Below are 21,923 nucleotides of genomic sequence, written 5' to 3'. Positions count from 1 at the left end.
ACCAAGCCCGTCCGGCGTTTGAGGACGGACGGACCCCGCTACCCCACCGGCGTACCGTTCCGGGACAGGGCCGGGGACGGGGCCGGGGCCGCAGCCGGGTTCGGCACCGCGCCGCCGATCGGTACGTCCGCCAGGCCCAGGGACCGTGCGTGGTCCAGGAGTTGGCGTACCTGATCCGCGCCGCCCGCCCCCGGCGCAGCCATCATCCGCATCAGCAGCGCCGACACCGTCAGGTTCTGCACGTCACCCGACGACACCGAGCCCAGCACCCGCGTCAGGTCGTCCGTGAACGACGACGTGCCGTTCAGCCACGCCCCGCCCAGCGCCTTCGCGGTGTCGGAGTTCTCGACGAACCCGTCGAGGCTCTTGCCCATCGAGATGGACGACACCAGCCGGTCGAAGAAGACCGACTCCCCGCCGACGATGTCGATGTCGGCGTTCTCCAGACCCGTGGCCAGCACCGTCGCCTGCGCCTCGGCGACCTGGCGCTGGACCTCAAGACCCGCGAGCCGGATCTCCTTCTCCGCGGCCAGCCGCAGCCGGTACTCCTCGTGCCCGCGCGACGCGTCGTCCAGCGCCGCCATCGCGGCCGCCTTGTCCGTGAGACCCGCCGCCTCGGCCTTCAGCTTCTCGCCGATCATCGCCGCGTCGGCCGTCGCCTGGGCCTGGGTGCCCTCGGCCGCCGCGAGCGCCTTGAGCCGGGAGCCCTCCGCCTCGGCCCTGAGCCGGGCGGACGTCGCCTCGGCCTCGGCCAGGCCGGTCTTCTCGATGACCTCGGCCGCCGCGTCCCTCACCCGCACGTCCGCCAGTCCGGGCGCCGCCGCCTCCGCCTGGACCCCCTCGGCCAGCCGCAGCTTCGCCCGTGCGTCGAGGTCCGCGGTCTTCAGCCGCGCCTCGGCGAGCGTCAGCTGCTCGGCGGCCCGGTGGGTGGCCGCGGCCTCGGCGGCCTCCGCCGCCTTGATGTCCTTGACCAGCTGCTCCTGGGCCTCCGCCTCCGCGGCGATGATGACGGACTTGCGGGTGCGCTCGGACTCCTCGACGGACCGCAGGGTCTTGATGGACTCTTCCTGCTCGGCGACCGTACGGTCCACCGCGATGCGTTCGCGGATCACGTCGGCGACCTCGCGGCGCTCCGCCTCGACCTCCTTCGTCGCGGCGATGCGGTTGAGTTCGGTCTGCCGCTCGCGCCCGATGACCTCGATCAGCCGGTCCTTCTCGATGCGCTCGTTCTCCACGGCGATGACCCGCTCGCGGTTCTTCTGCGCGACGGCGATCTCCCGGGCCTGGTTCTCCCGCTGGATGCCGAGCTGCTCCTCGGTCCGGATGAACGCGGTCTGGGCGCCCAGCCGTTCCTCCTCCTGGACCCGGGCGGTCGCGGACTCCTCGCGGGCGCGCAGCGTCTCCACCTCGCGGCGCTGCTTGATCTCGGCCTCGGCCTGCCGGCGCTCCAGCTCCAGGATGGTCTCCCGGGCGTCCACGTCCTGCCGGGTGATCTCCTTCTGCTCGGTGCGCTGGAACTCGTTGGTCCGCACGTGCTCGATGGCGGTCAGCTCGGTGATCTTCCGAATGCCCTGTGCGTCGAGGATGTTGGCGCTGTCGAGCTGGGCCATCGGGGTCTGCTCAAGGAAGTCGATCGCCGCGTCGTCGAGGTGGTACCCGTTCAGGTCGGTGCCGATGACCCGGATGATGCGGTCCCGGAACTCCTCGCGCTTCGTGTAGAGGTCGACGAAGTCCAGCTGCTTGCCGACGGTCTTGAGGGCCTCGGAGAACTTCGATGCGAAGAACTCCTGGATCTCCACCTTGTCGCTGGCCCGCTCGGTCCCGATGGCCTGGGCGACCTTGATGACGTCCTCGACGGTCTTGTTGACCCGGACGAAGAAGTTGATGTGGATGTCGGCGCGGATGTTGTCCTGGCAGATCAGCCCCTCGCGCCCGGTGCGCCGGATCTCGATCGTCTTCACCGAGATGTCCATGTACTCGGCCTTGTGCAGCACCGGCAGGACGACCGCGCCGGTGAAGGTCACGTCGACCTTCTTGGTCTTGGAGATGATCAGGGCCTTGCCCTGCTCCACCTTGCGGAAGAGCCGGGTGACGATCAGCATCAGGGCGATCGCGACGAGCAGGACCACGGCGATGAGCAGGCCGAGGCCCAAGGAGATGGCTTCCATGACAGTCCTTGGCGGCTGGTGGTACGGAAAGGGAGAGGAGGAAGAGGAAGAGACGACGTGGGCGCGCGCGGTGCACCGGCCGGGCGGCGTGGGGCAGCACGGGACGGCACGACGGGTGGGCGGTGCGGGTTCGGGCGGGCGCCCGGATCAGGCGGTGCGGCGGCCGGGCGGAGTGCGCCGGTGCGGACGCTCCGGAGCCGGCGGCGGTCCCGGGTCGAGCGCACGGTCGTACGGGGAGACCCAGAAGAACTCGCCGGCCTCGTCGTACGCGTACAGCAGCCCCGCACTCCCCGCCGTGAACGCGGTGAGCGCCGTTTCGGCCGTCGCCAGTTGGCGTACCTGGACGATCGCGGTGGATCCGTCGGCCGCGGCGACCTCGGCCTGGCCGAAGTCGGTACCGACCGAGCCGGTACGGATCGTGCAGACCCGGCCCAGGAAGTCCTGGCGCGATGGAGGAGGCTCGTCGGCGAAGAAGCGGCGGAAGTGGCGCACCAGCAGCCGCACCACGGCCCAGGCGACCAGCAGCGCGCCGGCGAGGATGCCGGAGGCGAGCGCGGCCCGGGTGGTTCCGGTGGCGTCGCTGCGGTGCAGCAGGACCGAACCGGTCAGGGTGGTGAACCAGCCGACGGCCACCACCAGGGAGACCGAGACGGTGACGGGCACGCCGCCGATCCCGGCGAGATCGGTGTCGAGGTCCGCGTCGAAGCTGTGGTGGTCGGCCGCGCCGGCCAGGACGAGCAGCCAGAAGGCGATGACGACGACCAGGGCCGCGGAGAAGAGCATGGCCGGGAAGGACAGCGCTGCGGTCAGAAACTCCTGCATCGGTCCACCCCCTGCCCGCTGTACCGGCGGTTGTGCCGGTGCGTGTCGTGGGGTCCGACGGTGGCCCCGGAGCCGCGGCGCCGTCCCAACGGCACCGCGACAGCCGGGCCTTCCCCCGTCCCCCCGCACCCCCGTGTTTCCCCCGTGGTCCCCCGGTCGGTGCTGACAGGATCGTGTCATCCACGGCCGGCCGGGCGCATTGCCGGAGTCCGGCAGTCTTTCTCCGCGCTCGATGCCGGGCACCGGCATGCGCGCAGAGGCGTTATGCAAATATCAATGACGCATCAGGAGGGGAGGCGGGGGCGTGGCGGAGCCGGAGATTCCCGACAGTTTTCTGCAGGGCTACGCCCGGATACTGGGCGAGGTGGCCGTCTCGGGCCGTCGGCTCACCCGGGAGGAGCTCGACGCGCGCCGCACCCTCGGCCGGGAGGCCGCCGAGGCCGGACACCAGCTCCGTGCGCTGGTCCGCATGCATCTGGCCGCGACGCGTACCACCTGGCCGGCCGCCGTCCCCGGAGCGACCGCTGCCGCCACCGCCGCGTCCGCGGAGAGCGTGCTGGCCGCGGTGGAGCAGACGGTCGACGCGTTCGCCGAGGGTTTCGAGCGGGCCCAGCGCCTCACCGTCCGGCGGGAGGAGGCGGCCCGCCGGGAGTTCATCGACGACCTTCTGTACGGACGCAGCGATCTGGGGCGGCTCGCCGAGCGCGCCACCCGGTTCGGGCTGCGGCTCTCCCGCGCCCACGCGGTCGCGGTGGCGGCGGGCCCGGAGGCGTACACGGAGACCGACATCGTGCCGCGGCAGGTGGAGTCGGCGCTGCTGGCCCGGTTCGGCGGACGCAAGATCCTCCTCACGACGAAGGACGGCCGGCTGATCTGCATCGCCCCCGGCAGCCAGCCCGATGTCCTGCGGTACTTCGCCAAGCAGTCGCACGCGGCGACGGACGGCGGCCGGGTGGCCGTCGGCCGTCCTCACCGGGGACCCGGCGGTGTGGTCCAGTCGTACGACGAGGCGCTCGACGCGCTCGACCTGGCGGACCGGATGGGTCTGGACGACCCCGTGCTCTACGCGGCGGATCTGCTGGTCTATCCCGTGCTGACCCGCGACCGGCAGGCGATGGCCGATCTGGTGCGCAGCGAACTCGGCCCGCTCCAGCAGGCGCGGGGCGGCGCGGAGCCGCTCCTGAAGACGCTCTCCGTGTACTTCGACGCGGGCTGCGTCGCGGCCGAGACGGCCCGGCGGCTGGCGCTGAGCGTGCGGGCGCTGACCTACCGGCTGGAGCGGATCCATCAGCTCACCGGCTCCGACCCGTCCGACCCGATGCACCGCTACACCCTGCAGACCGCGGTGATCGGGGCCCGGCTGCTGGACTGGCCGGCCAAGGAGGTCTGAGCCCCCGGAGGCCCTCCGGCGTCCGGGCCCTCGGAGACCGCCCGCCGCCCTCCGGTGTCCGAGCCCCGGAGACCGCCCGAGGTCCGAGTCCTGCCCCGGCCCCCTCCGAGGTCCGGGCCCCGAAGGCCCCGTCACCCTCCCCGCTGCCGGGTGACGGCAGCGTCGCCCCTCGACGGGCTCCCCGCATGCGGGGATGCCGTCCTCCGCCTAGCGTGATCAGTCGGGGGATTCCGGTGCAGCGAGGGAGAACCGCACCATGGCCCGTCATGCACGTCAGTCAGGGGAACCGGCCGGAGGCGGGCGGCGAGGGCGGGTGGCCACCGAGCCGGCGTCCCGGGCGGAACCCGGCCAGGAGCGCGGGCCCTCCCACCGGTGGTGGGTGCTGGGCGTGATCGGGCTGGCCCAGCTGATGGTCGTCCTCGACGCGACGATCGTGAACATCGCGCTGCCCTCCGCCCAGCAGGACCTCGGCTTCAGCGACGGGAACCGTCAGTGGATCGTGACGGCGTACGCCCTCGCCTTCGGCTCGCTGCTGCTGCTCGGCGGGCGCATCGCCGACCTGGTCGGACGCCGGCTGGTGTTCCTGACCGGGCTGGTCGGCTTCGCGGTCGCCTCGGCCATCGGCGGCGCCGCACCGAGCTTCGAGATCCTGGTGCTGGCCCGCGCCCTGCAGGGCATGTTCGGCGCACTCCTCGCGCCGGCCGCGCTCTCGCTCCTGACCACGACGTTCACCGTGCCCAAGGAACGGGCGAAGGCCTTCGGGATCTACGGTGCCATCGCCGGCGCGGGCGGTGCGGTGGGGCTGCTGCTCGGCGGGGTGCTCACCGAGTACCTGGACTGGCGCTGGTGCCTGTACGTGAACCTGCTGTTCGCGGCCCTCGCCTTCGTGGGCGGCTCGCGCCTGCTCACCGCGGGCGCCCCCGCCGACCGCCCGAAGCTCGACATCCCGGGGACCGTGCTGGTCTCCGCCGGCCTCTTCTGCATCGTGTTCGGCTTCTCCAAGGCCGAGACGAACCCCTGGAGCTCACCCCAGACCTGGGGGTTCCTGGTGGCCGGTGCGGTGCTCGTGGCCGCGTTCGCGTGGTGGCAGACCAGGGCCCTGCATCCGCTGCTGCCGCTGCGCGTGGTGCTGGACCGGGACCGTGCGGCGTCGTTCCTTGCGATGTTCATCTCCGGCGCCGGCATGTTCGGCGTGTTCCTGTTCCTGACGTACTACCTCCAGAAGAGCCTGCTGTACTCGCCGGTCTCCACCGGAGCGGCCTTCCTGCCCATGGTCGCCGTCATGATCGTGACGTCCGTGACGACGACCAACACGCTGGTGCCGCGGTTCGGGGCCAAGCCGATCGTGCCCCTCGGCATGGGTATCTCGGCGGCAGCCATGGCGTGGCTGACCACCCTGGACCTGAGCAGCAGTTACCTCGCCCATGTGCTGCCCCCGCTGATCTGTCTGGGTCTGGGGCTCGGCATGATCTTCGCCACGGCGATGAACCTGGCCACGGCCGGAGTCGCGCCGCGCGATGCCGGGGTGGCCTCCGCGATGGTCAACACCAGCCAGCAGGTCGGCGGGTCCATCGGTACGGCGCTGCTCAACACCCTGGCCACCAGCGCCGCCACCGACTACCTGGTGGGCCGCAGGCCCACCCCGGCCGCGGTCGCCCAGGCCCAGTTGGAGAGCTACTCCACCGCCTACTGGTGGTCGGCGGGTTTCTTCGCCCTCGGGCTGCTGGTCACTGTGGTCCTCTACCGTCGGGGCGCGCCCCGGCCCCACTTGGCGGAACCGGAGGCGGCGCGGGCGTGAGGCGGCCGGAGGCACGGCCTCAGCGGCTGCTCCGGGCGGGGCCGGTGCCCTCCACCAGCGTGAGGAACGGGATGGACTCGCCCACCCGGCGGTAGTCCTCCGCGCTGCCGTCGACCGTGAACCCCATGAGCGCGGAGAGCCTGCGGGCCGTCCGGGGGTGGCGGGGCGCGTACCGCGCCATCAGCCTGCCGCCCTCCTCGGCCGGCAGGGCGTGCGCCGTCACGGCGTGGAATCCGCGGCCGACCTGCACGGTGGCGTGCGGGGTACGGAGCAGGTTGCGGTACCAGTCGGCGCCGGGGCCGAAGCCGGAGGCGACCGTCCAGCTCCGCCGGCCGTCCACGGTCGCGGACTCGACGATCTCGATCACCGTCCGCCGGGAGAGACCCGTGGTGCGCCCGGTGTGGACGAGGAGCAGCAGCCGGCCCCGGAACAGGGGGCCGAGGCCCGCGCGGAACATATGGACGGGCAGCCGGGCGGCGGTGCGCCGCAGTCCGGTCGGCAGCGGCGGGCGGTGCGGTCCGGGCGAAGATGCGGATTCATGCGTCACTGTGCAAACTTTGCACAGTCCAATGGTGGTGTCATGGTCGTGTGCGAGGGATTCGGTACCGGTTCGACACCGTTTCGGCGTCGGTACGGCCAGGATTCGAGTACGGCCGTTCCGCACGGTACAAAGAGGCATGGCCGCGCACGAACAGTCATCTCAGGAACGACGGTCCGCCCCGGACAGGGACGACGTCGACGCGGTGACGCGCGCGGTGCTCACGGCGTCGCGGCTGCTGGTGGCGGTGTCCGCCCGGTCGCTGGCGACGGTCGAGGACCGGGTGACGCTGCCCCAGTTCCGGCTGCTCGTGGTGCTGGCCACGCACGGGGACGCCAAGCTGGTCTCACTCGCCGAGCGGCTCGGCGTGAACCCGTCGACCGCGATGCGCATGGTGGACCGGCTGATCGCCGCCGGTCTGGCGGAACGGCAGGTCAACCCGGCCAACCGCCGGGAGACCTCGCTGCGGGTGACGCCCGAGGGGTGGCGGCTGGTGGAGGACGTGACGTCCGCCCGCCGCCGGGAGATCGCGGCCATCGTCGAACGCCTCGCGCCGGAGCAGTGCACCGCGCTGATCGACGCGCTGACGGCGTTCACCGCGGCGGGCGGTGAGCCGGCCGTGCCCGGGGGCGGCGCGGACGCCTACCCCCTGGGCTGGGCGCCCGACCTCACCGCCCCCCACGACGGCTGACGGCCGCCGGCAGCACGGGCGCGGGTCAGTCCGCGGACGTGGCCAGCTCCTCCTGGGGGGTCGCCGTCGTCCGGGCGGGGACCGCGCCGGGCTCACCGGGAGTGGCGGCCGGGCCGGCGTCCTTGCCGCGCCACTTCCGGATCTGCTCGACCGCCGGCTGGGTCCAGCGTGCGGTGAGCGGGCCCACGATGACGAGGATGAGGACGTACGCGGTGGCGATGGGCCCGATCCGGGGCTCGGTGGCCACGGCCAGTCCGGCGATCACGATGGAGAACTCGCCGCGGGCCACGAGTGTGCCGCCCGCCCGCCAGCGCCCGCGCGAACCGATGCCCGCCCGCCGGGCCGCGTACCAGCCGGTGGCGATCTTGGTGAAGACGGTGACGACGGCCAGCAGCGCGGCCGGCAGCAGCACCGGCGGAATCTCCGCGGGGTCGGTGGAGAGACCGAAGAACACGAAGAAGACGGCGGCGAAGAGGTCCCGCAGCGGGGTCAGCAGCTTGCGCGCGCCCTCGGCGACCTCACCGGAGAGCGCGATGCCGACGAGGAACGCGCCGACGGCCGCCGACACCTGCAACTGCTGGGCCACCCCGGCGACCAGGACGGTCAGTCCGAGCACCACGAGCAGCAGCATCTCCGGGTTGTCGGAGGACACGGCCCGGCTGATCAGCCTCCCGTGCCGCAGCGCCAGGTAGAGCACGAACCCGACCGTGCCGAGGGCGACGAGCAGCGCGATGCTGCCCCCGGCGAAGCCGACGCCCGCGAGCATCGCGGTCAGCAGCGGAAGGTAGACGGCCATCGACAGGTCCTCGATGACCAGCACCCCGAGGATGACCGGAGTCTCCCGGTTGCCGAGCCGGCCCAGGTCCGCGAGGACCTTGGCGATCACGCCCGACGAGGAGATCCAGGTGACGCCGGCCAGCGCCACGGCCCCCACCGGCCCCCAGCCGAGCAGCAGGGCCGCGACGGCGCCCGGGGTCGCGTTGAGCACGAAGTCCACGGCCCCGGAGGGGTACTGGGTCTTGAGACTGGTGACGAGTTCGGAGGCGCTGTATTCGAGTCCCAGCAGGAGCAGCAGCAGGATGACGCCGATCTCGGCGCCGACGGCGGTGAACTCCTCGCTCGCGCCGAGCGGCAGCAGTCCGCCCTCGCCGAAGGCGAGTCCGGCCAGCAGATAGAGCGGGATCGGGGAGAGGCCTATCCGGCCGGCGAACCGGCCGATGATGCCCAGCCCCAGGATGACGGAGCCGAGCTCCACCAGCAGTGCGGTCGTGTCGTGCACGGTCAGCCCTCCGCAATGATCTCGGAGAGCGTGTCGACGCCCTCCCGCGTACCGACGGCGACGAGCGTGTCCCCGATGGCGAGCCGGAAGTCCGGCCCGGGCGACGGATGCGCGCTGTGGGTCCGCAGCACCGCCACGATCGAGGCCCCGGTCCGGGTCCGTGCCCGGGTGTCCCCGAGCAGCCGGCCGCCGTACGGGGAACGCGTCCCGAGCGGGATGTGCTCGGTGACCAGGTCGATGCCCTCGGTCCGCACGGCGTCGATCGGCGCCGCGTCGATGAGGTGGGCGAGGCCGGTGGCCTCCTGTGGAGTCAGGGGTACGGAGAGCCGGCAGGAATCGGGATCGTCCTGGTCGTAGAAGCCGATGAACCGGCGCCCGTCGTGGTGGACGACGACGGAGATGTGCTGTCCCGACTCGGTGGTGTAGTCGTACTGCACGCCGACTCCGGGCAGCGTGGTGCGGTGGGTTCCCATGGCTTCCTCCCGAGGAGCGCGGTGTGCTCTGACGTACTTGGTGATCTCTTTAGCCGCCCATTACCTTATCCGGAGGGTCCCGCCGCCTTGTTGGCCGGTCTTCCGGTCCCCGAACGCACGGGTGCCCGGCCGGTGCGACACCGGCCGGGCACCCGATGGTCGACGCGAGGCGTCAGTCGGCGATCTCGATCTTTCCGTTCTGCGTGGTGGCGGTGGACTGCTGGGCCGGGACCTCTGCCGTCGGGCCCGCGCCCTTGAGGTTCCGCAGCAGGGCGGCGAGGTCGACTCCCGTGGTGGAGCTGAGGAGTTCCATGCCCTGGGCGACGTTGTCCGTGACCGTGCGCGACAGCTGGCTCGCGCCGTCCGTCGAGATCACCGTCAGCTTGTCGATGGCGCTCAGCGGCTCGGCCGCCTTGGCGACGACCTGCGGGAGCACCTCGACGAGCATCTGCAGGACGGCCGCGTCGCCGTACTGCTTGAAGGCGTCGGCCTTCTTCTGCATGGCCTCGGCCTCGGCGGCGCCCCTCGCGGCGATGGCGGCGGCCTCGGACTCGCCCTCGATGCGCACGGCGTCCGCGAGCGCCGAGCGGTGCAGCTTCTCGCCCTGACCGGTCAGCCGGGAGCGCTCGGCGTCCGCCTCGGCCTCCTTGACCTGCGCGATACGCCGGGCCTCGGCCTCCTGCTCGGCCTGGTACCGGGCGGCGTCGGCGGGCTTGCGGACCCGGGTGTCGAGCTCGCGGTCCGTCAGGGCCGCCTGCCGCTGGGCCACCTTCTCCTGCTCGGTGAGGACCTCCTGCTGACGCGCGGCCTCGGCGAGCGGACCGGCGGCGGCCGCCATCGCGGCTGCGGCCTCCGTCTCGGCCTTGATCTCGGCCTGCTTCAGGTAGAACGTCCGCTCGGCGATGGCGATCTCCTCGGCCGCCTTCAGCCGGGCCTGCTCCGAGGCGCGCCGGGCGATCGCCTCGGCGATGTCCGCCTCCTGCTTGGCGCGGGCGGCCTCGGGGCGGCCGAGGTCCTCCAGGTAGGAGCCCTCGGTGGTGATGTCCTGGATCTGGAAGGCGTCCAGGATCAGGCCCTGCCCGGACAGGCTCGCCTCGGCCTCCTCCGCCACCTGGCCGGCGAACGCGGCCCGGTCGCGGATGATGTCCTCGACCGACATCCGGCCGACGATGGCGCGCAGCGCGCCGGAGAGCACTTCCTGGGTGAAGCGGACGATGCCGTCCTGCTGCTGGAGGAAGCGCTGGGCGGCGGCGCGGATGGAGTCCTCGCTGCCGCCGACCTTGACGATCGCGACGCCTTCGAGGTGGGACTTCACCCCGCGCAGGGTGACGGCCCCGCGCACGGCGACGGGGATGTGCCGGCTGGAGAGGTCCAGGGTGAACTTCTGCTGGACGAACGGCACGACGAAGACGCCGCCGCCGACGACGACCTTCTGGCCGCTGTTGTCGATGCTGGACCGCCCGGTCACCGGGTCGACGGACTTCTTGCCCCGGCGGCCGGTGATGATGAACGCCTGGCTGGGTCCCGCGACCTTGTAACGGGTGATGACGGCGAGGGCGAGCAGGAAGAGGAGTACGACGACTCCGACGATGGCGATCAGGACTGGACTCATCAGGTTGTCCCCCTCTGCCGCCCGACGGGGACGGCAGTTCTGTGGCGAGCGGTGGTGTGCGGGCCGGCGGGCCGGCTCAGCGTTCGACGGGACGGACCGAGACCGAGGTGGTCGAGAGCGTGGCCTCGACCCAGATCTCGGTGCCGCGTGCGACCGGCACGTGGCTCTTCGCCGAGAGCTTCACGGGCTGCCCCCCGAGGCGCAGCAGCACTTCCCCGTAGCCGTCGGCCGGAATGGCCGTGACCACGGACCCCGACGTGCCGACGAGGTCCTCGTCCCGTGGTGTGGCATGGGTCTGATCCCGCATCAGGGCCCGGCTGAACTTCCAGGTCAGCCAGGCGGCGACGAGTCCGGCGAGCACTCCGGCGGCGGTGGCGGCGATCGTGCCGACGCCGGTCGTGCCGAGCACGATGGCGCCGCCGAAACCGAGCATCGAGAGGAAACCGGCGATCACCGGAAGGGAGACCAGCCCGCTGAAGAGGCCTTCCAGAAGCCCCCCGAAGAGCCCTTCGAGGATTCCGTCGAAGATCAGCGACAGGGCGAGAAGCGCGATTCCCGCGATGCCGAGACCGAGAAACAAGGTCACGTGATCACCCCTCCCGGCTGCCGGAATCCCCCGGAGGTTTCCGTCCAACTGGCTGGATGGTCCCATACATCCCCGAGCGCCGACACTGCCGTGTCCCGGCAGTGTTCTAGCTGTTACGCATGCCGGACAGATGCTCCGCCAGGGTGTCCAGTGACTGGAATGTGGCACCGAGCAGCGCCACGTGCTTCCAGCGCAGCACTCCTTCGGCGTCGATCAGGAACACCGCACGCCGCACCCCGATGCCGGGCGCCGCCACCCCGAACGCGCGGGCCGTCTCGCGGCCCGGGTCCGCGAGGAGCGGCATGCGCAGCCCGTGGGTGCGGGCGAACGACTCGTGGCTGTCCACATCCTGTGGACTGATCCCCCAGACCTCCGCGTCGAGCCCTTCGAAGGTCTCCATCCCCGAGGAGTACGAGCAGAGTTGCTTGGTGCAGACGGCCGTGTTGTCGCCCGGGTAGAACGCGAGGACGAGAGCCCGGCCGCGCGCGGCGGAGAGGGTGTACGCGCGGCGCTCGAAGGTGTCCCCGTCGAGGGCGCCCCCCGCGAGGGTGAAGTCCTGGACCTGCGAGCCGATCTGAGGTGACGATCCCATGTGATGTCCTTCGCTGTCCGGCGCTGCGCGAGCGTGCTGCCCGCGCTCCGTACAGCATGCTCGGTACGGCTTCGATCACCGCACCCGGAGGTATGTATGACGCAACCACGCCCGCCGGCGGCCGCGGTACTGGTCCTGCACGGAGGCCGGGAGACCGGTCTCGGCGTGCCGCCGCCAGGACCGCTCAACCTGCCCGGGGTGCGGATGCGGCCGTTCGCACGCGGCCTGCGGGGCGCGCTGCCCGGGGACGTACTGGTCCGGGCCGTCCGGTACGGCCACCGGGGCTGGAACGGCGACCGGGCGGATCCGCTGCACGACGCCGTACGTGCCCTGGACGACCTGCGGCGTACGGCGGGGGAGGTCCCGGTCGTGCTGCTCGGGCACTCGATGGGCGGCCGTGCCGCCCTGGCCGCCGCCGGACATCCGCTGGTACGGGGCGTGGTGGGCCTCGCCCCGTGGTGCCCGCCCGGTGACCCGGTCGCCCAGCTCGCCGGCCGGGACGTCGTCCTGGTGCACGGCACCCGCGACCGCGTCACGAAACCCGCGGACTCCCGCGCGCTCACCGAACGGGCCAGGAAGGACGGCGCCCGGACGTGCCTGGTCACCGTCGACGGCGGCGACCACGCGATGCTCCGACGCGGCCCGGCCTGGCACCGCCTGACGACCGCTCTGGTCGCCGGGCTGCTGGACCGGGCGCCGCTGCCCGGGCCCGTGGCCGGGGCGCTGCGGCTGCCGCCGGGTGCCACGGCCGACGAGGGGACGGTGGATCTGGACCGGTTGCCCGTGGCGGGCGGCCCGCGGTGATCAGCCCCCGGTGTCCGGTTCGGTCAGGAACAGGCCGAGCACCAGGGCGAGGGCCGGGACCGCGCACAGGATCGTGAACACGCCCTGCGGCCCGTACGCCTGGGCCGCCGCCCCGAGCGCGGGCGCGATCAGCCCGCCGATGCTGACGGCCAGTCCGAGGGTGACGCCCGCCGCGGTACCGGGGCGGCCCGGCAGGTAGTCCTGGCCGAGCTTGACCAGGACGGCGAACGGGATGTTCAGCGCGAGGCCCGCCAGGACCGCGAAGACGAGCGGCAGGACCGTGCCCGGGGCCAGCCGCAGGGCGATCAGGGCCGGTACGGCGAGCAGGCCGCCGAGCTGGACCGTACGGACCATGCCGATCCGGTCGGCGATCCGGCCGCCCAGCAGCGTGCCGGCCACTCCGCCGACGAGGAAGCAGGCGAGCGCCACGCCCGCGATGCCCCGGCCGGAGTGCAGATGGCGGATCCAGAAAAGCTCGATGAACGTGATCGCGCCGAAGAACGCCACCGACCGCACCACCTCGATGGCGGTGAGGACGAGGAACGGCCGCCAGCGGTCCCGCCCCGCCCGCACCGCCCTGTGCGGGGCGGTCGCGGCGGGGCGGTGCCGGAGCAGGACGAAGGCCATCAGGACGGCGGGCGGGATGAAGAGCGCCGTCGCGCCCACTCCCATCGCGACGAGGAGCGGGGTCGCCAGCACCGGAGCCAGGAAGAAGCCGACACTGCCGCCGGCGGCGAAGACGCTCATCGCGGACGCGCTGTCCCCGGCAGCCTCCCGGGCCGCCTTGCCGGCGGCCGGGTGGAACATCGCCACGCCCAGGCCGGACAGCAGGATCAGCAGCCAGACCGCCGCGTAGGGCCGGACCAGACCGGACAGGCCCAGGCCGATCCCGGCGACGGCCAGTCCGGCGGGGGCGAGCCGGCCGAGCCGGTAGCGGTCCACGGCGACGCCGATGAAGGGCTGGGGGACCGAACTGCCCAGGGCCGCCGCGAGGGTGAGTCCCGAGGCGGCGACATAGCTGTAGCCGCGGTCCAGCACGAAGTACGGGACGCAGGCGGGGACGAGGCCCTGGTACAGGTCGTCCACGGCGTGCGCGGCGCCCCACATCCGCATCCGGCGCCAGGCGGATGCGGGCGGCCCGGCGGCGGGGGGTGAGGACAGGGAGGAGGTGTCGGCGGGCGGGGTGGGGCGGGCGGTCGGACCGGTCATGAACGCGGCTCCTTGCTGGGGTCCCTTCGAGCATTCCGGGGACGCCCACCAGCGGGCTATCGATATTCTGCCGACCTATGTCGCCAACCTGCCGAACGCTCCACGGCCCGGCCCGGGTGCCGCTCGCGCACCAGGAGCGCATCGAGCGTCACCACCATCTGGAACACCAGCTCGTCTGCCCGTCCCGCGGGGTGCTGGAGGTGTCCACACCGCTGGGGGCGTGGGTCGTGCCGCCGCACCGGGCGGTGTGGATCCCGGCCGGCGTGGTCCACGCCCATCTGGCTTTCGGTCCCACGGAGTTGAGGGCGCTGTCCTTCGGCCCGGAGGACAACCCGCTGCGGCTCGACCGGCCGACGGTACTGGCCGTCACCCCGCTGCTGCGGGAGGTCGTGGCCTGCCTGACGGACGACGCGGAGCTGATCGGGGACGCACGGCAGCGGCGCAATCTGGAGCGGGTCGCGCTCGACCGGCTGCGCCGGGTCGAACCGCTCGGCGTCTGCCTGCCGTCACCGGCCGACGCGCGGCTGCGGGACATCGCCCGGATCCTGCGGGACGACCCGGCGGACGGGCGGACCCTCACCGAGCTGGGCGCGGCCGTCGGCGCGGGGTCCCGCACCCTGAGCCGGCTGTTCCGTGCGGAGACGGGGATGTCGTTCCCGCAGTGGCGCACCCAGCTCCGGCTGCACCACGCGCTGACCCTGCTGGCGTCGGGCGGATCGGTCACCGCGGTGGCCGTGGCGTGCGGTTACAGCGGGCCGAGCGCGTTCATCCAGTCCTTCCGGCACGCGTTCGGCACCACGCCCGGGTCCTACGCGTCGGGCGGCACGGGCGGGGCGTAGTAGCCCAGGAACATGTCCACCCGTGCGTGATCAGCCGGTCGGTGGCGTCGTCGTCGATCGTCGTGCCGTACGAGCCGAAGACCAAGGGCTGTCCCGCAATTCCTGGTGGATCAGCGCGCGGCGTCAGATGCGGTGCATCGCAAGGCGGAGGGGCGCCCGCATACTGGATGTATTCGGGCGTTTCGACAACGCGGCGAGGTGCCGTAGCTGTCGTCGTGCGCCCGCCAGGAATTGCGGGACAGTCCTCAGGTGCCGGAAGACCGGCAGCGCGTACAGCTGGATGATTCGCCGTCTCCGGGGGAAGCCGGAGACCGGCGGCGCGATGCCGGTGCACGGAAACGGGCGGCGCGGCGAGTGGTCTGGGGATGCGGGCGGGGTGCGGTCGGCCGACGATGAAGGGCCGGGCAGTCGGGCGGCCCGCGCCCTGCCCCTGGAGGTTGCCTTGCTGGCCGATGCGCACGCCGACATCCCTTCGCCGCTCGACATCGTGGCGCTCGCGGCCCTGATCGACGGCACCACGGCCGGGGTGGGCGTCCTCGACACCCGATTGCGCTATCTGTACGTGAACCCCGCCCTCGAACGGCTCAACGGCATCCCGGCAGCCGCACATCTGGGCCGTACGGTCGCCGAGGTGCTTCCCGAGGTCGACGCCCGGGAGGACCTCATGCGCGCGGTCCTCGCCGACGGCCGGGCGCGCGAGATCACCTCCAGCGGCCGGACCCCGGCCGCGTCCGGCTCCGCCAAGCGCTACTGGCACGGGGCCTACCACCGGCTGGAGGTGGCCGGCCAGGTCGTGGGCGTCGCCGGGATCGTGCTGGAGGTCATGGCGTCCGACGAGGAGCAGCGCCAGCTGGCCCAGGCCAGGCGCCATCTGAACCTCCTGGACACCGCGATCACCCGCATCGGCACCACCCTGGACATGGACACCACCTGCGCCGAACTCGTCGACCTCGTCGTCCCGGGCCTCGCCGACCTCGCCACCGTCGAGGTGTTCCCGCCGGACGTCGCCCCGCCCGTGCGTCCCGCACCTGCCGGGGTGGTCCGGCTGCGCCGGGCGGCGCTGACGGCGGTGCCGGCGCTGCGCGACGCGGTCGCGCAGTTCGGCGTCACCGGTGACTACGTCGACTACCAGGAGGACGCGGCCGTACCGCGCTGTCTGGCCGCCAACCAGCCCGTCGTCGAGAACCTCACCGGTGACGAACAGCTCGGCCGCTCCGCACCGTCCCCCGAACGCGTCGCCGTCTACCGGGCCCTCGGGATGCACTCCGCGGTCATCGTGCCGGTCGCCGTGCGCGGCGGCCCGATCGGCGTCCTCGGCCTGGTCAGGGCGGGGGACTCGCCCGTCTTCACGGACGAGGACGTGGTGGTCGCCCGGGAGCTCGCCGGCCGGGCCGCCGTCGACCTCGACCACGCGCGCCGCTTCACCCACGAGCACACCATCGCTCTGGAACTCCAGCGCTCCCTGCTCTCCGAGCCGCGTCCGCCGCACCCGCACATCGAGATCGCCACCCGCTACCTGCCGGCCGACCGGAGCGTGCTGGTCGGCGGCGACTGGTTCGACGTGATCCCGCTGCCCGACGGGCGCCACCTCAAGGCGATGGGCGATGTGATGGGGCACGGCGTCGAGGCGGCCGTCGCGATGAGCCACTACCGCTCCCTGCTGCGGCTGCTGGCCGACGAGGAGCTGCCGCCGCACCGCATCCTGGAGCAGCTCGACCGGATGGTCGAGCGGTCCGGACTGGACCGGGCGGCGACCTGTCTGGTCGCCGTCGTCGACCGGGCCGGCGGGGTGTGCCAGGTGTCGAGCGCCGGCCATCTGCCCCCGTTGTTCATCGACCCCGGCCCGGCCGGCACCTGGCTGGGCGACGTGCCGGCGGGCCCGCCGCTCGGCACCGGATTCGGCGGCTACCGGACGACGAGGGTGGAGTGCGGACCGGGAACGGTGCTGTTCATGTACACCGACGGACTGGTGGAGCGGCGCGGCGAGGACATCGACGTGTCCGTCGGCCGGCTCAAGGAGCTGACCCTGCCGGGGAGCGGCGATCTGGAGGAACTGCTCGACGCGGTGCTCGACCGCTTCGGCCCGGGCGCCGAGGACGACATCGCGGTGATGGCATCACGTGCGCGGGCCCCGGACGGCGGCTGCGCGACGGGCTGAGCCCGGGGCGGCGGATCACCCCAGTTCGAGACTGGTGATGCCGAACAGCCCGGTGTGGTCGACGTCCGGCGCCGGTCCGGTGTACATGCGGGCCGTCTCGAACGACGGGGTGAGCCCCAGCTGTTCGGCCAGCCGCACCGCCGCCGGGTTCACGTCGGGTACGTCCACGGCGACGGGCGTGGACGGATCGGTGGCCGCGAGCGCGCTCACCAGGGCACGGGCGATCTCCGGCGTGGCCGCGTACAGCGGGCCGATGCGGGAGGACGTCCGGCAGGCGCGGAGCACGGCGAGCCCCCGCACCTCGCCCTCGGACAGCGCGACCAGCGCGGTGCGTCCGGGGGTGGTCGTCCAGGCGGCGAGGAAGCTGTCCCGCTGCTCGGGGAAGAACAGCCGGTCGTACGCGGTGACCCGGTCGAAGGGCAGCGTGCGGGCGTCCACCAGGGTGACGCCGGCCGGGGGTGCGACGCCGACCGGGGCGAGACCCTCGTACCGAAGGTTCGTCCAGACCGGACGGAATCCGGACTTCCGGTAGTTGGGCTGCTGCTCGACCACCCCGTCGAGGCCGGTGTTGCGCCCGGCCAGCCGCGCCGTCCCGGCGGCCCAGGTCCGGCTCCCGTATCCCTGTCCGCGCAGTTCCGGGCGGGTCAGGTAGAAGCCCAGGAAGCCGAAGCCGGAGCCGTAGCGGACCACGGAGACGCAGGAGGCGGGCACCCCGTCGAGGCGGCCGATCAGGAAGCCGCACGGGTCGGCGGCGAAGAACGCCTGACCATCCGTCAGGCCAGGGTTCCAGCCCTCGGCATGGGCCCAGTCCGCCATCATCCTGATGTCGTCCGCGCTGGCTGTGGTGATCTCGAATGTCGGCACGGATCCACCATGGACCTCCCGCGCGGCCGGTTCAACGACGCCTCGCCCCGTTCACACGAACAGGAACGCACCCGCCGTCCCGGTTCACACGAACAGGAACGCGCCCGCCGTCCCGGTTCACACGAACAGGAACGCGCCCGCCGTCGCCGCGCCCAGCGCCGTCCCCGCCGTCACCTGGCCGACCGTGTGGTAGCCGAGCGCGACCCGCGACCAGCACACGGCGGCCGTCATCGCGTACCCGAACAGCCACCACGGCGAGTGCACCGCGGCGAGCAGCGCGACCACGGCCGAGGCGACCGAGGCGTCGACCGAGATCTTCCAGACCGTGTTGACGGCCAGCAGGGCGACGGTCATCACCCAGAGCCCGAGCATGGCCGTCAGGATGCCCGAGGGTGCGCCGCCCAGCACCATGACCGCCGAGCCGATGCCGATGGAGCCGAGGATGACGAGGAAGATCGGGGCCCGCTTGGTCCGGTCGACGACGTGGCGGTCGCCCCAGGTGCCGCGCCCGCGCTCCCACTCGATGTAGCCGGCGGGCACGAGCCCGGCGCACAGGGCGCCGAGGAGTCCCCAGAGCAGCCCGGTCCAGTGGCCCGCCGCCGCCAGCCCGATGGCGAGCATGCCGGCCAGCAGGAGGTTGCGCGGCTGGAGGACGTCCGTCACGGTGCGCGCGGCGGAGGTGCCGGTGTCCTGGGTGGTGCTCGTGCTCATGCCTGCTGCTCCTGCTCCTTGACCGGGGTGACCGTGGCGGGCGCTCCGGGCGCCGCGGCGGATTCGAGGACCTGCCGGGCCCGCTCCGGCGTGACCGTGCGGTACGCCGCCGCCACCCGGACCAGCCAGGCGACCTCGCCGTCCTGGTCGGTGGCGTGCTGGGTACCGACGACGGCCGCCTTGCCCGCCGTCGCCCCGGCGGTCCTGGCCGAGAGGGCCGCCTTGATCCAGTAGGCGTCGGCCAGCGGCCCGGACCGCTCCCGGCCGGCGTTCCCGTCCATGGCGGCGGCCTCGGCGGCCGGCAGCAGTGCGTCGGGCACGTAGTGGCGCAGCTTCTCCACCGCGTCGGCGATGTCCGCGGCCCACCGGTCGACCCGGAGGTCGGCGGGGGTGCCGAAGCGGGTGAGCTCGCGCAGGAGCGGGGCCGGGGGGTCGAAGGGCTGGTCGGGGAAGGCCGCCATCAGCTCGTACCAGAGCGCGTGCAGCTTCACCTGGGCCCGCCAGAGCGTCGCCCGGCGGCGGACGTTGCTGAATGCGGGGATGGAGGCGCCGATCGCGAAGAAGGCGAACAGCGCCACCTGCGAAGCCTCCGTGACCTCGTCGAACTTCAGCGCGAAGGCCTCGCCGGGCTGGTCGATGACGCTGACCCAGAGGAACAGCGTGCGGCTGACGGTGTAGCCGACGCCGATGACCATGGCGAACGTCATCATCCCCAGGCCGATCCGCAGATGGCGCTGGGCAGCGCCCGCGGTGGCGAGCGCCCACTGGTACGCGCAGACGGCGGACGCGGCGCCGAGGTAGAGGTAGAACACGCTCATGTAGAGCGTCGCGCCCCCCTGCCCCGCGTGGTCGGCGACGAAGCGGTCCGACGGCGTGGACCGGTCGACGACCGTGAAGAACAGCACCGTCAGCAGCACCAGCGTGGCGACGGACGCCTTCGCCGCGACCTGCTGGATCATCCGCGCGAACCGCACGTGGCGCGGGACGTCCCCGGCATCGGCGTACTGGCCGTAGATCGCCACGATGTAGCTGAGAATGGCCAGAATCGCGATCGTCGCCGTGTAGTGCTTGATCAGCACCGACAGGTCGGTGACCGGGCTGTCGTTGAGCCCGATGCGCACCGCGCGCGTCTTGGTCCAGAGCGCGGCGGCGAACCCCGCGTAACAGCCCCACAGGGCCCGGCGGCGCCGGTCCTCCTCGTCGCCCCACAGGGCGGCCGGCATGCGCCACAGGGCAACGGCTGTCATCAGGCCGGCTATCAGATAGCCGGCGACGTCGAGCGGGGTCACGGCGGGAGTCCTTGTGGTGGGGGAACGGGGGCGGGGGGAGTGGCGCTACGTGCGGCGGAACAGGCCGCGGCGGCGGTGGGCGACGGGGCGCGAGAGCGAGTTGGCGAGCCGCCCCACCATGTCATCGCTCGTCACGTCCCGCGCCATGCGGGGGATGAGCGAGGCGCCCAATTCGGCCATGCGTTCGTCGTGGGTGTCGTACTGCGCGCGGGCCTGCACGGCGTCCGGGCCGGTCAGCGCGTCCGGGCCGACGACCCGGGCGATCAGGGAGGTGTCGAAGACGGGCAGCAGCCGGCGCAGTTGCTCCGCGTCCAGCGAGGTGCCGTGGTCGAACCACTCGTGACACAGCTCGTGCAGGATGACGTGCTGGGTCTGGTACGCGGTGGGGCGGCGGCGGTAGAGCACGACGCTGGTCCCGCCGGCCTTCAGCCGCAGCCCGCAGGCGGCGTTGACGCGGGCCAGCCGGTCGGGCATCTCCTGGAGCACGAGGGTGCGGCCGCTCGCCGCCTCCATGTTGGCCACCAGTCCCTCGACCGTGAAGGGGGAGGGAAGCGGGAGGCCGGCCAGCCCGGCCTCGCACTCCTTCCGCAGTTCGCGCATGGACACCGGCCTAGCTCCGTGGTTCGCCGTCGGCCGGTGGCTGCCGGTCCTGCGCGTCCTTCAGCAGGGAGAGCGCGAACTGCAGCAGCTCCGGCGGCAGTCCGTCCTCGTCCAGCCCCCGGCCCGCCAGCCCGCTGATCTCGCCGGTACGGCGCTTCGCCAGGAACTGGAGCCCCGCGACGACGTCGTCGACGACCTCGGACTCCTCCTTGAAGAAGCGCCAGTCCACGCCGAAGCCGAGTCCGAGCGCCTTGAGGATGTCCTCGGACGGCTGGGTCACCTTGCCGGCGAGGATGTTGGAGAAGTAGCTGTGGGAGAGGGACCCGCCGCGCTCCTTGACCAGGTCGGCGAAGACCCGTCCCGAGATCTTGCGGCCGGGGAAGGTCTTCTCGACCATGTACTCGACCTTCTGCCGCAGCGTTCGCAGCTCCGGCGCGCGTTCTTCGCCGTTGTCCATCCGGCCCCCACGTTCACGTCCGCCGCCCGGGCGTCTCTCCTGCTCCGTGCGGTGCTCGATTCGGTCAACGGGCTCGTACTGTAACCAACTCCGACGCGTCGTCCGCCGGGCGGGGAGCGCTGGGGGGAGACCGTAAGGGGATGAAGCGGAGCATCTCGCTCCGGTGTCCGGAACGGGCTTGCGCAAACACTCTACGTCACTGTTAACTCGAAAAAACATGGGCAGGGGACCACGAGGGGAGTCCCTTGCCCATGAAAACGCCTGCGCGCACCCGCCCTCGTGCGAGGGCCGGACGCGCACATGGGTGTAGCCCTTCACGACGGGGGATGCGTGAAGGGCTACGTCTGCATTATGGCCCCTGGTCAGGCAGTCATCAACTGACCGGCCGGTCAGTGTTCTTGGCGGGCCCCCGGCCGGTGCCTCCCGAGCCTGCGGCGACGGGGGCTCCCGGGCGCTCCCGGAACGGCCCGGCGGCGGGCCGAAGGGCGCCTGGAACGGGCCGGACCAGATTATTTCCCCCGTCCGGCCCGGGAAATCTGTCGCGACTATGCTAGACACGATGGCTCGCACAATGAGAGTTTCTCGTTCGGTCAACGAAGTCAGCGATACGCGGCAGGTGCACATGCCCCCCGAAACCCCTCCGCATGCCACTGACCGTCTCGATGACGACGACTACCCCGCCTACACGATGGGCCGCGCCGCGGAGATGATCGGCGCCACGCCCGGATTCCTCCGCGCGATCGGCGAGGCCCGCCTGATCACCCCCCTGCGGTCGGAGGGCGGCCACCGCCGCTACTCCCGCTACCAGCTGCGCATCGCGGCCCGCGCCCGCGAACTCGTCGACGGCGGAACACCGATCGAGGCCGCGTGCCGCATCGTGATCCTGGAGGACCAGCTCGAAGAGGCGCTCCGGCTGAACGAGGAGCTGCGCCGGCCCACCCCGGGCGGCGACACGGCCTGAGCGGGCCGCGCCCTCCTGCCCGTGCTCGTGCGGCCCCGGCCGCCGTGCCGCACCGCGCCGTACTCGTGCAGCCCCGGGTCGT

21 protein-coding genes are annotated in these 21,923 nt (G+C 72.5%); 7 read left to right on the top strand and 14 right to left on the bottom strand.

Annotated features, from left to right (window positions below; all coding sequences use genetic code 11):
- Nucleotides 1–38: 38 nt before the first annotated feature.
- Complete coding sequence (locus ACGFZA_RS23080; RefSeq protein WP_393681571.1) at nt 39–2,168, bottom strand: flotillin family protein; 2,130 nt, start codon at nt 2,166–2,168, stop codon at nt 39–41.
- A 147-nt stretch (nt 2,169–2,315) separates the two neighbouring features.
- Nucleotides 2,316–2,990 carry a hypothetical protein gene (locus tag ACGFZA_RS23075; protein WP_393681569.1) on the bottom strand — a complete coding sequence of 225 codons (675 nt, stop codon included), beginning with the start codon at nt 2,988–2,990 and terminating at the stop codon, nt 2,316–2,318.
- 304 nt (nt 2,991–3,294) lie between these two features.
- Here ACGFZA_RS23075 and ACGFZA_RS23070 point away from each other — a divergent pair, with 304 nt between their 5' ends.
- On the top strand, nt 3,295–4,380 hold the full coding sequence (locus ACGFZA_RS23070) for a PucR family transcriptional regulator (protein ID WP_385277962.1): 1,086 nt from the start codon (nt 3,295–3,297) through the stop codon (nt 4,378–4,380).
- Nucleotides 4,381–4,636: 256 nt separating this feature from the next.
- Nucleotides 4,637–6,178 (top strand): MFS transporter, encoded by a 1,542-nt coding sequence (locus ACGFZA_RS23065; protein ID WP_393681567.1) that lies wholly within the window; start codon nt 4,637–4,639, stop codon nt 6,176–6,178.
- A gap of 19 nt (nt 6,179–6,197) precedes the next feature.
- Here the strand turns inward: ACGFZA_RS23065 and ACGFZA_RS23060 are convergent, their stop codons facing one another.
- Nucleotides 6,198–6,725: a nitroreductase family deazaflavin-dependent oxidoreductase gene (locus ACGFZA_RS23060; protein ID WP_393681565.1), complete on the bottom strand. Its 528-nt coding sequence runs from the start codon at nt 6,723–6,725 to the stop codon at nt 6,198–6,200.
- 130 nt (nt 6,726–6,855) lie between these two features.
- On the opposite strand from ACGFZA_RS23060, the gene ACGFZA_RS23055 reads away from it, so the two are divergent.
- Nucleotides 6,856–7,407 carry a MarR family winged helix-turn-helix transcriptional regulator gene (locus ACGFZA_RS23055; protein ID WP_385277968.1) on the top strand — a complete coding sequence of 184 codons (552 nt, stop codon included), beginning with the start codon at nt 6,856–6,858 and terminating at the stop codon, nt 7,405–7,407.
- A 25-nt stretch (nt 7,408–7,432) separates the two neighbouring features.
- Here ACGFZA_RS23055 and ACGFZA_RS23050 read toward each other — a convergent pair whose 3' ends face one another.
- The 5 genes from ACGFZA_RS23050 to ACGFZA_RS23030 form a co-directional block, all read right to left on the bottom strand.
- Nucleotides 7,433–8,686 (bottom strand): cation:proton antiporter, encoded by a 1,254-nt coding sequence (locus tag ACGFZA_RS23050; protein ID WP_385277970.1) that lies wholly within the window; start codon nt 8,684–8,686, stop codon nt 7,433–7,435.
- A gap of 2 nt (nt 8,687–8,688) precedes the next feature.
- Entirely contained in the window at nt 8,689–9,159 is a 471-nt protein-coding gene (locus tag ACGFZA_RS23045) for a cation:proton antiporter regulatory subunit (protein ID WP_266780289.1), read from the bottom strand.
- Between the two features lie 172 nt (nt 9,160–9,331).
- The gene (locus ACGFZA_RS23040) at nt 9,332–10,771 is read right to left on the bottom strand and encodes a flotillin family protein (protein ID WP_385277972.1); all 1,440 of its coding nucleotides are present in this window, start codon (nt 10,769–10,771) and stop codon (nt 9,332–9,334) included.
- Nucleotides 10,772–10,847: 76 nt separating this feature from the next.
- Nucleotides 10,848–11,357, bottom strand: a complete 510-nt coding sequence (locus ACGFZA_RS23035; protein WP_385277974.1) for a hypothetical protein — start codon at nt 11,355–11,357, stop codon at nt 10,848–10,850.
- Nucleotides 11,358–11,463: 106 nt separating this feature from the next.
- Complete coding sequence (locus ACGFZA_RS23030; RefSeq protein ID WP_385277976.1) at nt 11,464–11,949, bottom strand: peroxiredoxin; 486 nt, start codon at nt 11,947–11,949, stop codon at nt 11,464–11,466.
- Nucleotides 11,950–12,045: 96 nt separating this feature from the next.
- On the opposite strand from ACGFZA_RS23030, the gene ACGFZA_RS23025 reads away from it, so the two are divergent.
- Nucleotides 12,046–12,753 (top strand): alpha/beta hydrolase, encoded by a 708-nt coding sequence (locus tag ACGFZA_RS23025; protein ID WP_393681560.1) that lies wholly within the window; start codon nt 12,046–12,048, stop codon nt 12,751–12,753.
- On the opposite strand, the gene ACGFZA_RS23020 is transcribed toward ACGFZA_RS23025, so the two are convergent.
- On the bottom strand, nt 12,754–13,860 hold the full coding sequence (locus ACGFZA_RS23020; protein WP_393681907.1) for an MFS transporter: 1,107 nt from the start codon (nt 13,858–13,860) through the stop codon (nt 12,754–12,756).
- A gap of 179 nt (nt 13,861–14,039) precedes the next feature.
- Here ACGFZA_RS23020 and ACGFZA_RS23015 point away from each other — a divergent pair, with 179 nt between their 5' ends.
- Together ACGFZA_RS23015 and ACGFZA_RS23010 are read left to right on the top strand one after the other, a co-directional pair.
- Nucleotides 14,040–14,801: an AraC family transcriptional regulator gene (locus ACGFZA_RS23015; protein WP_385277980.1), complete on the top strand. Its 762-nt coding sequence runs from the start codon at nt 14,040–14,042 to the stop codon at nt 14,799–14,801.
- A 442-nt stretch (nt 14,802–15,243) separates the two neighbouring features.
- Nucleotides 15,244–16,959: a SpoIIE family protein phosphatase gene (locus tag ACGFZA_RS23010; protein ID WP_393681558.1), complete on the top strand. Its 1,716-nt coding sequence runs from the start codon at nt 15,244–15,246 to the stop codon at nt 16,957–16,959.
- Nucleotides 16,960–16,974: 15 nt separating this feature from the next.
- Here the strand turns inward: ACGFZA_RS23010 and ACGFZA_RS23005 are convergent, their stop codons facing one another.
- The 5 genes from ACGFZA_RS23005 to ACGFZA_RS22985 all read right to left on the bottom strand — a co-directional run bounded on the left by ACGFZA_RS23005 (nt 16,975) and on the right by ACGFZA_RS22985 (nt 20,880).
- Nucleotides 16,975–17,823, bottom strand: coding sequence for a GNAT family N-acetyltransferase (locus ACGFZA_RS23005; RefSeq protein ID WP_393681556.1), 849 nt, complete (start codon nt 17,821–17,823; stop codon nt 16,975–16,977).
- A 117-nt stretch (nt 17,824–17,940) separates the two neighbouring features.
- Complete coding sequence (locus tag ACGFZA_RS23000) at nt 17,941–18,534, bottom strand: hypothetical protein (RefSeq protein WP_393681554.1); 594 nt, start codon at nt 18,532–18,534, stop codon at nt 17,941–17,943.
- Nucleotides 18,531–19,823, bottom strand: coding sequence for an MAB_1171c family putative transporter (locus ACGFZA_RS22995; RefSeq protein ID WP_393681552.1), 1,293 nt, complete (start codon nt 19,821–19,823; stop codon nt 18,531–18,533). The genes ACGFZA_RS23000 and ACGFZA_RS22995 overlap by 4 nt, the downstream gene beginning before the upstream one ends.
- 45 nt (nt 19,824–19,868) lie before the next feature.
- The gene (locus tag ACGFZA_RS22990) at nt 19,869–20,429 is read right to left on the bottom strand and encodes a toxin (protein ID WP_385277989.1); all 561 of its coding nucleotides are present in this window, start codon (nt 20,427–20,429) and stop codon (nt 19,869–19,871) included.
- A 4-nt stretch (nt 20,430–20,433) separates the two neighbouring features.
- Entirely contained in the window at nt 20,434–20,880 is a 447-nt protein-coding gene (locus ACGFZA_RS22985) for a hypothetical protein (protein WP_385277991.1), read from the bottom strand.
- Nucleotides 20,881–21,502: 622 nt separating this feature from the next.
- Here ACGFZA_RS22985 and ACGFZA_RS22980 point away from each other — a divergent pair.
- Nucleotides 21,503–21,841, top strand: a complete 339-nt coding sequence (locus ACGFZA_RS22980; RefSeq protein WP_385277993.1) for a MerR family transcriptional regulator — start codon at nt 21,503–21,505, stop codon at nt 21,839–21,841.
- Nucleotides 21,842–21,923 lie beyond the last annotated feature (82 nt).

Origin of the sequence: Streptomyces sp. NPDC048211 (assembly GCF_043202315.1) — a bacterium.
Classification (GTDB): Bacteria; Actinomycetota; Actinomycetes; order Streptomycetales; family Streptomycetaceae; genus Streptomyces.
This window is presented reverse-complemented; position numbering and strand designations above follow the sequence as displayed.